We start from the raw sequence: 12,695 nt of genomic DNA on the forward strand, positions 1-12,695 counted from the left end.
GTCTTGTTTTAAGCTTTAATAGACACTATATTTAATTTTATAAAAATACTTACTCAATTTATTTTTAAACCTAGTTTATATTACTGGTTTATCTTAAGATTTGGAACTGCATTCAGACTCATATCATGTGTTTTATTGTTTATGAAATTATAATATCCTGCACAACCTATCATAGCAGCATTATCTGTACATAAAATTAAAGGAGGATATTTAACTATAATTCCACTTTCTTTTGCAAGTTCTGTTATTTTAGCTCTAAGACCAGAGTTAGAAGCAACTCCACCAGAAAGAGTTATAACATCATAACCTTTATCTTTTGTTGCCTTTAATGCTTTAGTAGCTAAAACTTCAACTACAGCTTCTTGAAAAGATGCAGCAACATCTTCAACTACTATTTCTTCATTTTTCATCCTTTTTCCATTTAAATAATTCAATACAGAAGATTTTAGACCACTAAAACTAAAGTCATAGCTATCCTCTTCTAAATAAGCTCTTGGAAATTCTATAGCATGCTTATTTCCCTTTTTAGCTAAATTATCAATAATAGGACCTCCTGGGTAACCCAAATTCATAGCTCTTGAAATCTTATCGAAGGCTTCTCCAGACGCATCATCTCTCGTCTTTCCTAAAATTTCATATTTACCATAATCTTTAACTTCTACTAAATGAGTATGACCTCCCGATACTATTAATGTTATAAAAGGAGGTTTTAAATCTTTATGTTCTATATAGTTTGCACTTAGATGTCCCTCAATATGATTTACTCCTACAAGAGGAATATCCAATGTATATGCAAGTGCTTTAGCATAGGATAATCCAACTAATAAAGCCCCTACTAGCCCTGGACCATATGTAACTGCAATGTGGTCTATATCATTAAATCCTATATTTGCCTTGTCTAAAGCTTCTTGAACAACTATATCAATATTTTCCACATGTTTTCTTGAAGCCACCTCTGGTACTACACCGCCAAACTTTTTATGTGTTTCTATTTGAGTAGAGATTATGTTTGAAAGTACTTCTCTACCATTTTTTAAAACTGATGCAGCTGTCTCATCACAGCTACTCTCTATAGCTAATGTTATTATATCACCCATAAACTCTACACCTCTTTTAATTGGTTCCACATTATAATTGCATCTTCTTTATTATCACTGTAGTATTCTTTTCTGATTCCACCCATTTTAAATCCATATTTTCTATATAGATTTTGTGCTATTTTATTTGATGCTCTAACTTCTAATGTCATAGACGCAATATTATTATCTTTACATAAATCAACTAATCTTTTTATTAACTTATCTCCTATTTTTCTGCCTCTATAGTCACTATGAACAGCTACATTATTTATATGCCCTTCATCAATTATAAGCCAAATTCCAACATATCCAACTACTTTTCCATCTAGTTTTGCTACTATATACTTTGCAACTTCATTAGATAACTCTTTTCTAAAAGATTCTTTTGACCAATAATCTTCAAAACAATTTTTTTCTACTTCAAAAACTTCATCTATATCTTTAATAGTCATTTCTTCTATTTTTACATCATCTACTATTTGTTTTGTATTATCTTTCATTATTTATCCTCTTCATTTTTTCGTCATATTGTACTTCAGCCTGAGATTTTCTGATATACATAGGGTTTATTGTATAACAAGTATGTACATCTATATTTTTACTATATTTATTTAATGCTACAGAACATAAGCTTCCTGCTTTAGATACATTATGAGCTGGTGAAGGTATCTTTATATTTTTTATGTTTTCTAGCTCATCCTTATATTTATAAACAGCTTCTCCAACTATTATAAATTCTTCATCACTTGATTTAATCTCTTTTAGTAAAGTTTCAAACTCTACAACATCAACACTATCTAACCCTATTAACTCTCCATCTTCAAACTTATATTTAGCTGAATAAACCTGATTTTTTTGTGCATCTAATATAGAGCATATTTTTCTTTCGCATAAATTCATATTACCAGCTAAAGATTCTAAAGAATTTACTGCTATTATTGGTAGATTATTTACATGGGCTATAGCTTTTACTGTAGCCATACCTATTCTAAGACCTGTAAATGAACCAGGCCCTATACATATAGCTAACAAATCCATCTCTTTTATGTTTAAATCACTCATATCCAACATATTTTCTATCATTGGCATAAGCTTTTGTGAATGAGTTTTTTTGTTATTTACTGTAAACTCACAGATTAAATTATCATCTTCGACAACTGCTACACTTGCTGCCATAGAAGATGTATCTATACCTAATATCTTCATTATTTAATCAACTCCTCAACTATACCTTTATAATAATCTCCTTTTGGAGTTAATATCATTTCTCTTCCTTCATCTTTGTATCTTAATTCTATGTTTAAATATTCTTTTGGAAGTATATCTTCTATTAAATTACCCCATTCAATTATACAGATTCCATTTGAATTTATATATTCATCATATCCAATATCATACATTTCATCACTACTACCAATTCTATAAACATCAAAATGATACAAAGGTATTTTTCCTTCATATTCGTTTATTATAGTAAAAGTTGGACTTGTTATATAATCATTTATTCCTAATGAGTCTGCTAAACTTTGTGTCATTGTGGTCTTTCCAGCTCCTAAATCCCCCACTAAACAAATTACACTACCTTCTTTTAATAATTTACCTAATTTATGTCCTATTTCTCTAGTTTTACTTTCATTTTCTAAATATATTTTTGCCATTAATTCATCTCCATCTTGATATAATCGTCGTGTGAATTTATATCACTGCTTAATTAATTATAGTATAAGCCCCAACTATTATAAAGTACTTCTATTTATCTTTTTTGTTTATCTTTCAATATTGATGATTCTCTGAACCTCCCATGGCTAAAGTCATGAGTGTGCGTAGCTATTTTTTAATCAAAACTTATATATAATCATCAATAGCAATCTTTACATATTCTTTTGCCTTACAATTTTGTTTTAGAGCTTCTTTACATATTTCCTCTGATTGCTCTTTTACGTACTTGAGAGATTTATAATTTTCTTTTACTGCTTCAATGCACATTTTTTCTGTTTGATTTTTTATATACATAAGCATCTTTCCATTTTGTCTTACAATCTCTGTACATATCTCTTCTGTATAGTTATCTATGTAATTTAGTACATCTTTAATATTGTACTTTTTATCCAAATATCTTATAGCTCTTATACATGTTTCTTCTGTCTTATTATTAACAAATTGTAGGCTCCTTCCATCTTGTTTAACTGCTTCTAAACATATTTTTTCTGTTTGCTGGTTTACATATTGTAATGCCATACCATTTTGACTTACAGCTTCTATACACATTTTTTCTGTTTGGTTTTGTACATATTGAAGTGCTTTATAGTTTCGTTTTATTGCTTCTATACATAATTCTTCACTTTGTTCTCTAACATATGCAAGACACCTGCCATCTTTTTTAATTGATTCTAAACATATTTTTCTTGTTTGAACCTCTAAAGCTTTTAATATACTTACAACATCTATATTAGAAGAACATCTTATTGCTTTTATAATAAGTTCTTCTGTTTGATTTCTTACATACTTAAGTGCATTGCAATCCTTTTTTATTGCTTCAAGACATATATACTCAGTTTGTTCTTTTACATATTCAAGTGCTCTATAATTGTACCTTATAGCTTCTAAACATAATTCTTCTGTTTGCTCTTTTACATACTTCAAAGCTTTATAATTCTGCCTTACCGCTAAAATACACATACCATCTGTTTGGTTATTTATATTTTCTAATTCATGATAATCATACTTCACTCTTTCCATATTTTCAATATATTCATTCGTAATATGCTTTAAAGAATCTCCTAACATTTCACTATCAATGCCTATATGAATATTTTCCCAATCACTATTAAAATAATACCCTTTATCGTCTAAAAATACTTTTTTCATTTTTTTACATACTTTCATAAATCTACTCTCCTATCATTATTAAATTAGCTATTATTAAGAATTACAGTTCAAAACATTATTTATTCTTAATAATAACTTTATTTTTTGTTTATTATGAATTCGCTCTGCATATTGTAGATACCTTTTTAGTATTTTAATAGTTAATCGTTTTAATTCTTCCTTTATTTTAAAAATTAAATCTGTCTAAATATTTCTTATTTTAAATACATTTTTTGATAAATTAATAAAGCCATAATGTATTTAATACATCAATCACAACATGAGACTGAAGTTATAAATAAATTATGGCTTTCCAATATATTTAATTTTAAAATTTTATATTTTCTTGTCTGATTATTTTTTTATTACATTTCCCATTTTTTTATAAAGTGGTAATGTTACTAAAGATATTATCACAGCTTTTAGTACATTAAATGGAGCTATCATCCAAATTACAAAAGTAAATAGGTCGTGAATTTTAGGATTTAGAGCTGAACCTAAGCCTATTATAGCATCTAGTCCCATCATTTGACCATAAAGTGGTAACATTACAAAATAATTCACTAATGAACCAATTATAGTCATTGCTATTGTTCCTAATACAAAACCAATTAATACACCTTTTAAATCTTTACTTCTCTTATATGAATAACAAAGTATCATTACATAAGAACCACCAATTAATATATTTGCAAATTCTCCTATCCCTCCAGTTGTTGTTGCTGTAATTGCTTGTAGTACATTTTTTACTACAACTATTCCAAACCCAACCACTGGCCCTAAAGACATACCACCAAATATTGCTGGAATATCTGATAAGTCAATTTTTAAGAAATCTGGAAATATACCTGGTATTGGTGCTTGAATAAACATTAGTAAATAAGATATTGCTGATAAAATTGACATTACTACTAAAGTTCTTGTTGAAATCATATTACCTCTTTTTGCTGTACTTTGCATAATTATTATCCTCCTAATAAATATATTTATATTTTTTAGGAAAAACAAAAAACTCGAAGACCCTATCTTCGAGTTTTTATGGATATAGTTTAAACAAACTAAAATAAACTTATTTATATTCCATAAATATCTTCTCTCATCCAGACTTTACTGTCGGCTTTGGAATTTCACCAAATCAACCACCTAAGTAGTTCGCGGGCTATACCGCCGGTAGGGAATCTCACCCTGCCCCGAAGATCTTCTTTGATTTTTTAATTTTCCTTACACTCTTATATTAGTTAATTTTTTAATAATTGTCAAGTTATTTTTTTTCGTACACTACTTTACCATTTATTATCGTGTAAAGCACCTTACTTTGAATCTCTAGTGGAGAATTATCCCAAATTACTATATCTGCATCTTTCCCAACTTCTATAGAACCTACTCTATCTTCAATCCCTAGAGTCTTAGCTGGATTTATTGTAATGGATTCTATTGCTTTTTCTTTTTTCATACCATGCTTAACTGCTATCCCTGCACATATTGGAAGATATTGAACTGGTATTACTGGATGGTCTGTCATTATACACACATCAAGCCCTGCATTTGAAAGTATTCCAGCTGTATTAAACGTTAAATTTCTAAGTTCAAATTTAGACCTTTCTGATAATGATGGTCCTACTATTACAGGAAATCCTTCTTCCAATAGCTCATCCACTATAAGATGACCTTCTGTACAATGGTCTAATGTAAGCTTTAAATTAAACTCTTTTGCAATCCTTATAGCTGTGAACATATCATCAGCTCTATGGGCATGTGCTTTAAAAGGAATTTCTCCTCTTAAAACAGGTATCAAACTTTCCATTTTTATATCATATTCAGGTTTTTCACAGTCTTCATCATCATGACTTTCATACAGGTCGACTTCCTCTAAATATTCTTCTGCTTTTTTAAGATTTTCTCTAAGTAATGAAGCTATTGCCATTCTAGTTTGTGGAGATTTATCATCTTGACCATAACAACTTTTTGGATTTTCTCCAAAGGCTATTTTAGATGCTACTGGATTTTTTATTACCATTTTATCAATTCTTTTTCCATATGTCTTTATAGCTATACATTGACCTCCCATAACATTCGCACTTCCAGGAGTTGTACATACAGAAGTTATACCACCTTCAAAAGCTTCTTTAAATGTTCTGTCCATTGGATTAATCCCATCTATAGGATTTAATTGTGGTGTTATTGGGTCAGTTTCTTCATTTCCATCTGCTCCTTCAAATCCTATACCATCTTCCCATAATCCTAAATGAGTATGGGCATCTATAAACCCTGGAAACACAAATTTACCACTTGCATCTATCACCTCTACATCTAAAGGTGCTATTAAATCTTTTCCTATTTCTATTATTTTTCCTTGGTCTATAAGTATATCTCCCTGAATTATTCCATTTGTTATGGTATTTATGTTACCATTTTTTACAAAAACCATTCATTTTCCTCCTGATTTTCAATACTATACTAATTATTTTAAATATTATTTTTTTACAATCTCATTTCATAATTTCTTAAATTTTTTATTATGCTACTTACATTTATAATTGTTACATGTAAGTAGCATAACTAAACATAAATTAGCCTATTTTTTCATTGACAATGCTACTCTTTTTTTATTTAAGTCAATTCCAATTACTTTTACATCTACTATATCACCTACTGTAACAATACTCATAGGGTCTTTTACAAAGCTATTACTCATTTCTGATTTATGAACTAATCCATCATTTTTTATTCCAATATCTACAAATGCTCCAAAATCTACAACATTTCTTATAGTACCTTTTAAAGACATTCCTTCTTGTATATCTTCAATTTTTAAGACATCAGTTCTAAGTATAGGCTTTATACCTTCTTCTCTTGGGTCTCTTCCTGGTTTTTTGATTTCAGCTATTATATCTCTTAAAGTAACTTGACCTACTTCCAATTTTTCACTTAATTCTCTCAAACCAATTTCCTTAACTTTTTCATCTATTTCTTCTATATTTTTATTTTTTACATCATCCAAAGAATATCCTATTATTTCAATCATTTTTTTGCATATATCATAACTTTCAGGATGTACACCTGTATTATCTAGAGGATTTTTTCCATCTAAAATTCTCATAAATCCAGCACATTGAGTAAATGCTTGAGGTCCAAGTCTTTTTACTTTTTTCAATTGGACTCTTGATGTAAAGTCTCCATTTTCTTCTCTATATGCTATTATATTTTTTGCGATAACCTTACTTATTCCTGCAATATGCTCTAAGAGAGAATATGATGCAGTATTTAAATCTACTCCAACACTATTTACAGAATCCTCAACAACTCCATTTAATACTTCTTCTAATCTCTTCTTGTTTAAGTCATGTTGATATTGACCTACACCTATACTCTTAGGGTCTATTTTTACAAGTTCTGCTAATGGGTCTTGTAGTCTTCTCGCTATAGATATAGCTCCTCTTATTGATACATTTATATCTGGATGTTCTTCATTTGCAAGTTCAGATGCTGAATAAACTGATGCACCAGCCTCACTGACTATAACATATTGAACTTCTCTATCTATCTCCTTTATCATTTCTGATACAAATGTTTCTGATTCTCTTGATGCTGTCCCATTTCCTATTGAAATTATTTCTATATTATATTTCTCAATTAATTCTTTTAAAGCCTTCTTTGCCCCTTCTACATTATTTTGAGGGTCTGTTGGATATACTGTTGTATAGTCCAATAATTTACCATTTTTATCTACAACTGCTATTTTGCAACCAGTTCTAAATGCAGGGTCAAATCCCATAACTACTTTATCTTTAACTGGTGGTTGAAGTAATAAACTTTTAACATTTTTTCCAAATACACTTATAGCTCTTTCTTGAGCTATTTCTGTCAGATGATTTCTTATTTCTCTTTCTATAGATGGGAAAATTAATCTTTTATACGAATCTTCTATTGAATTTACAATTTCATCTTTATTCTTAAAGTTTTTATCATTTACATATTCATTTACTATATAATTTAAAACTTTATCATTATTTATTTCTAATTTAACTTTTAAAAAATTCTCTTTTTCTCCTCTATTTATTGCTAAAACTCTATGTGGAGCCATACTTTTTACTGCTTCACTATAATCATAATACATATCATAAACTGATTTCTCATCAGTAGAACTTTTACTAACTATCATTCCTTGTCTTAAAGCAAGCTCTCTTATGTATTTTCTAATCTTAGCATCATCTGAAACTGTTTCTGCAATTATATCTCTTGCGCCTTTTAGGGCATCCTCAACAGAAATTACTTCTTTTTCTTCATTTATATAACTCTTTGCCTCTAAATCTATATTATCTAGATTCCTCTCTAGTATTGATACTGCTAGATTTTCTAGACCTTTTTCTTTTGCTATTGTTGCTCTAGTCCTTTTCTTTTGTTTATATGGCGCATATATATCTTCTACTTCTTGTAGTGTTTTTGCTTTTTCTATATTTTGTGTTATCTCATCTGTTAATTTTCCTTGTTCATCTATTAACCTAACTACATCATCTTTTCTACTTTGAAGGTTTCTTAGATACATCAATTTTTCATAGAATTCTCTTAATGTGACATCACTCATCTCACCAGTCATTTCTTTTCTGTATCTAGCTATAAAGGGTATTGTATTTCCTTCATCAATAAGCTTTAGTGTATTATTTATTTGTTCGTCTCTGAGATTAAATTCATTTTTTAAGATTTGATTTATATCCAATTTTTTTCACTCCTAATGTTAGTTTTTTCATAAGTATAACAAACAGAACGAAGGCTGAGGGTTGTAGTCCTCAGCCTAAGTGCTGTAAAAAGTGCATAGTAAGCACTAACCTTCTTATATATCTATCTTAATTACTGTGCATTATTTATTAAACTGTCTTATTCATTTTTAAGTATTCATTGATAAACAAGTCTATATTTCCATTCATCACACTATCTACATTTCCAAACTCAGCATTTGTCCTATGGTCTTTGACTAACTTATATGGTTGGAAAACATATGACCTAATTTGGCTACCCCACGTTATTTGTGAGTATTTGCCTTGTATATCTTCTATTTTTTCCTTTTGCTCTAATTCTTTTAACTCTATCAATTTTGCCATCAAAAGTCTCATAGCTCTATCTTTATTTAAATGTTGAGACCTTTCATTTTGACACTGAACCACTACACCAGTAGGAATATGTGTTATTCTAACGGCTGAGTCAGTTGTATTTACATGCTGTCCTCCAGCACCAGACGCTCTATATGTGTCTATCTTTAAATCTGATGGATTAATTTCCACTTCTATATTTTCATCTAACTCTGGTGTTACATCTATAGAAGCAAATGAAGTATGTCTCTTTCCTGATGGGTCAAATGGAGATATTCTTACCAATCTATGAACCCCTTTTTCACTTTTTAAATATCCATAAGTGTTGGTTCCCTCTACAAGAATTGTAGATGTCTTTATTCCCGCTTCAGGGTCTGATATTATATCTAAAAGCTTAACTCTATAACCCTTACCTTCTGCCCATCTTATATACATTCTTAGAAGCATCTGAGCCCAATCTTGAGCGTCTAGACCTCCAGTTCCAGCATTTATAGATAATATAGCATTATTTTTATCATACTCACCATTTAGAAGAGTTTTTATTTTCATCTCAGATAATTTTTCTTCTATTGATTCTATAGACTTTTCTATATCCTTTTCAACAGAATCATCCTCTTCTTCTAGACCTATTTCAATTAATACTTCTATATCTTCTAATAAGTTGTTTAGACTTTCATATTCATCTAGAGTTTCTTTTAAAGCTTTATTTTCTTGAAGTACTTTTTGTGCTACTTCATTATCATTCCAAAAATCTTGTTTGTTTATCTTCTCTTCATTAATTTTTATCTTTTCCATCAATGAAGCTACGTCAAAGAGAAACCCTCAATTCTTCTAAATTTGAAGCTATTTGCTCCACACTATGTCTATACTCTTGTATCCTTAACATTTAATCCTCCAAGACTATCTTCCACAACAGTTTTTATATTTCTTGCCACTTCCACAAGGACATAAATCATTTCTTCCAACCTTTTCATCTTTTTTAATAGTTTTACTTGTTGGAAGAGTTCCATCTGATGGAGAAGTTAGATTTTCAACATCTACAACTGCTTTTCTTTCCACTGGAGCCTCTATTGTTATATTAAATAAATATCTTACAGTATCTTCTTTGATATGTTTATTCATCTCATCAAACATATCAAAACCTTCCATTTTATAAGCAATAACTGGGTCTTGTTGACCTACAGCACGAAGCCCTATACCTTGACGTAATTGATCCATTGCATCTATATGGTCTATCCAATGATTATCAACAGCTTGAAGTAAGATAACTCTCTCAACTTCTCTCATTCTTTCATAACCTATTTGTTCTTCTTTTGCAGTATATATCTTCATAGCTATTTCATAAACTTTTTCTGTTATTTCAACTGGATTAAGCTTTTCTATCTCTGGGATTTCTATACTACCTTTTGGTAAGAACAGATTATACATATGTTCCTTAAATCCGTCTTCATCAAATCCTTTATCTTTTGTATAAAGAGTCACTGATTCTTCTATTATAGAATGAGTCATTGACTGTACTTGCTCTTGTAAATCTTCACCTTCTAATACACGTTTTCTCTCTGCATATATTATTTCTCTTTGCTTATTCATAACATCATCATATTGAAGTACATGTTTTCTTATTCCAAAGTTTTTACCTTCGACTTTCTTTTGTGCACCTTCAATAGATTTAGATAATATTCTATGTTCTATAGGCATGTCTTCTTCAAGACCTATTTTATTTACGATTCCAGATATTCTATCACTTCCAAACAATCTCATAAGGTCATCATCAAGCCCTATATAAAATCTTGAGCTACCTGGGTCACCTTGACGACCAGCACGACCTCTTAACTGGTTATCTATTCTTCGAGATTCATGTCTTTCTGTACCAATTATAGCAAGTCCACCTGCTTCTATCACTTGTTTTTGTTCTTCTTCTGTTTGTTGCTTAAATTGTTTATATAATCTTTCGTACTCTGCTCTAGCTTCAAATAAAATTTCATTTCCTGCCACAGGTATTCCTTCTATTGGAGTATCAACTCTATTTACTACATCTTCTTTAAATCCATTTCTTCTCATTTCTCTCTTAGTTAAGAAATCTGGATTCCCACCTAAAACTATATCAGTACCACGACCAGCCATGTTAGTAGCTATTGTAACAGCTCCAAGTCTACCTGCTTGTGCTATTATTTCTGCTTCTTTATCATGGTGTTTAGCGTTTAACACTTCATGTTTAATACCTTTTTTCTTTAATATTTGTGATAGTAGTTCTGACTTTTCTATCGAAACTGTACCTACAAGTATTGGTTGATTAACTTTGTGTCTTTCAATTATTTCTTCAGCTACAGCGTTAAATTTACCTATCTCACTTTTATATACACAATCTGGTAAATCTTCTCTTACCATAAGCTTATTAGTAGGCACTTGGAAAACATCCATTTTATATATTGCTTTAAACTCTTCTTCTTCTGTTTTTGCTGTACCAGTCATACCTGAAAGTTTTTTATACATTCTAAAGTAATTTTGGAATGTTACAGTAGCTAGTGTTTTAGATTCTCTCTGTATTTTAAGACCTTCTTTTGCTTCTATTGCTTGATGTAAGCCTTCTGAATATCTTCTACCAAACATAAGTCTACCAGTAAACTCATCAACTATTACTATTTCTCCGTCTTTAGCAACATAATCAACATCTTTTTTCATTATTACATGTGCTCTTAGAGCCTGATTTATATGGTGGTATAACTCTGTATGAGATATATCTGTTATATTATCAACATTAAAATATACCTCTGCTTTTTGTATACCTGATGCTGTTAGAGATACAGCCTTATCTTTTTCTTCTAATTCATAGTCATCTGGTTTTAAAGTTAACACAAATGTATTTGCATCTGAATATAAGTGAGTTGATTTATCTCCAGGACCAGATATAATAAGTGGTGTTCTAGCTTCATCTATAAGTATAGAGTCGACCTCATCCACTATCGCATAATTTAATCCTCTTTGAACTCTTTGCTCTTTGTGTATTACCATATTGTCTTTTAAGTAGTCAAATCCGTATTCATTATTTGTACCATAAGTTATATCACAATCATATTGTTCTTTTCTAACTTTTGGATTTTGACCATGTACAATAACACCTACACTCATTCCTAAAAACTCATAAACTTTTGCCATTTGGTCTCTATCACGTTTTGCAAGGTAGTCATTTACTGTTACAACATGTACACCTTTTCCAGTAAGAGCATTCAAATAAACAGGAGCAGTTGCAACCAAAGTTTTACCTTCACCTGTTTTCATCTCAGCTATTCTTCCTTGATGTAATACTATACCTCCAATCATTTGAACTCTGTAGTGTCTAAGACCTAATACTCTTTTAGAAGTCTCTCTGACTACTGCAAATGCTTCTGGAAGTATATCATCTATACTTTCTCCATTTTCTAATCTTTCTTTAAATGTATTTGTCATATTTTTAAGTTCCGAGTCTGCCATAGATTCAAATTTAGGTTCTAATGAATCTATTATATCAACAGTCTTACTGAACTTTTTCAATTCTTTTTTATCTGCCATGTTGAATAAACTATCCATAAAGCTCATATTTTACATCTCTCCTCGTTCTTTATTGTACTATTATTCATTTTACCATAAAAACTATACTTTTAATATTAATTTAAAAAGCTAT

The 12,695-nt window shown here is 29.8% G+C and carries 10 protein-coding genes and 1 riboswitch; all 10 genes read right to left on the reverse strand.

The window, feature by feature from the left end; genetic code table 11:
* Positions 1-80: 80 nt before the first annotated feature.
* The 10 genes from tsaD to secA all read right to left on the reverse strand — a co-directional run bounded on the left by tsaD (position 81) and on the right by secA (position 12,610).
* A complete protein-coding gene (gene tsaD / locus KGF36_RS09400; RefSeq protein ID WP_227839993.1) occupies positions 81-1,097 on the reverse strand; it encodes a tRNA (adenosine(37)-N6)-threonylcarbamoyltransferase complex transferase subunit TsaD in 1,017 nt (338 codons plus the stop codon).
* Between the two features lie 5 nt (positions 1,098-1,102).
* Complete coding sequence (gene rimI, locus KGF36_RS09405; RefSeq protein ID WP_227827861.1) at positions 1,103-1,579, reverse strand: ribosomal protein S18-alanine N-acetyltransferase; 477 nt, start codon at positions 1,577-1,579, stop codon at positions 1,103-1,105.
* The gene (tsaB, locus tag KGF36_RS09410) at positions 1,569-2,285 is read right to left on the reverse strand and encodes a tRNA (adenosine(37)-N6)-threonylcarbamoyltransferase complex dimerization subunit type 1 TsaB (protein WP_227854694.1); all 717 of its coding nucleotides are present in this window, start codon (positions 2,283-2,285) and stop codon (positions 1,569-1,571) included. The genes rimI and tsaB overlap by 11 nt, the downstream gene beginning before the upstream one ends.
* Positions 2,285-2,737, reverse strand: a complete 453-nt coding sequence (gene tsaE / locus KGF36_RS09415; protein ID WP_227827863.1) for a tRNA (adenosine(37)-N6)-threonylcarbamoyltransferase complex ATPase subunit type 1 TsaE — start codon at positions 2,735-2,737, stop codon at positions 2,285-2,287. Before tsaE ends, tsaB begins: the two co-directional genes overlap by 1 nt.
* A 187-nt stretch (positions 2,738-2,924) precedes the next feature.
* Positions 2,925-3,965, reverse strand: a complete 1,041-nt coding sequence (locus KGF36_RS09420; protein ID WP_227827864.1) for a DUF4116 domain-containing protein — start codon at positions 3,963-3,965, stop codon at positions 2,925-2,927.
* Positions 3,966-4,301: 336 nt separating this feature from the next.
* Positions 4,302-4,907, reverse strand: a complete 606-nt coding sequence (locus tag KGF36_RS09425; RefSeq protein WP_227827865.1) for an ECF transporter S component — start codon at positions 4,905-4,907, stop codon at positions 4,302-4,304.
* A 124-nt stretch (positions 4,908-5,031) separates the two neighbouring features.
* A riboswitch (FMN riboswitch) is annotated at positions 5,032-5,149 on the reverse strand.
* Between the two features lie 59 nt (positions 5,150-5,208).
* Entirely contained in the window at positions 5,209-6,375 is a 1,167-nt protein-coding gene (locus tag KGF36_RS09430) for an amidohydrolase (RefSeq protein WP_227827866.1), read from the reverse strand.
* Positions 6,376-6,522: 147 nt separating this feature from the next.
* Positions 6,523-8,664 (reverse strand): Tex family protein, encoded by a 2,142-nt coding sequence (locus KGF36_RS09435; RefSeq protein WP_227850251.1) that lies wholly within the window; start codon positions 8,662-8,664, stop codon positions 6,523-6,525.
* Positions 8,665-8,812: 148 nt separating this feature from the next.
* Positions 8,813-9,920, reverse strand: a protein-coding gene (gene prfB, locus KGF36_RS09440) for a peptide chain release factor 2 (protein ID WP_227850250.1) whose coding sequence is annotated in 2 segments (ribosomal slippage) — positions 8,813-9,844 and positions 9,846-9,920 — 1,107 coding nt in all. Because the reading frame shifts where the segments join, the coding sequence is not laid out codon by codon here.
* 14 nt (positions 9,921-9,934) lie between these two features.
* A complete protein-coding gene (gene secA / locus KGF36_RS09445) occupies positions 9,935-12,610 on the reverse strand; it encodes a preprotein translocase subunit SecA (RefSeq protein ID WP_227827869.1) in 2,676 nt (891 codons plus the stop codon).
* Between the last annotated feature and the right edge of the window lie 85 nt (positions 12,611-12,695).

This window comes from Clostridioides sp. ZZV14-6009, from assembly GCF_020658095.1.
GTDB lineage: Bacteria > Bacillota > Clostridia > Peptostreptococcales > Peptostreptococcaceae > Clostridioides.

Excerpts from the sequence above, each read along its gene's own strand:
- tsaE (WP_227827863.1), bottom strand. The coding sequence starts at position 2,737 with ATGGCAAAAATATATTTAGAAAATGAAAGTAAAACTAGAGAAATAGGA.
- rimI (WP_227827861.1), bottom strand. The coding sequence starts at position 1,579 with ATGAAAGATAATACAAAACAAATAGTAGATGATGTAAAAATAGAAGAA.
- secA (WP_227827869.1), bottom strand. The coding sequence starts at position 12,610 with ATGAGCTTTATGGATAGTTTATTCAACATGGCAGATAAAAAAGAATTG.
- KGF36_RS09430 (WP_227827866.1), bottom strand. The coding sequence starts at position 6,375 with ATGGTTTTTGTAAAAAATGGTAACATAAATACCATAACAAATGGAATA.
- KGF36_RS09420 (WP_227827864.1), bottom strand. The coding sequence starts at position 3,965 with ATGAAAGTATGTAAAAAAATGAAAAAAGTATTTTTAGACGATAAAGGG.
- tsaB (WP_227854694.1), bottom strand. The coding sequence starts at position 2,285 with ATGAAGATATTAGGTATAGATACATCTTCTATGGCAGCAAGTGTAGCA.
- KGF36_RS09425 (WP_227827865.1), bottom strand. The coding sequence starts at position 4,907 with ATGCAAAGTACAGCAAAAAGAGGTAATATGATTTCAACAAGAACTTTA.
- tsaD (WP_227839993.1), bottom strand. The coding sequence starts at position 1,097 with ATGGGTGATATAATAACATTAGCTATAGAGAGTAGCTGTGATGAGACA.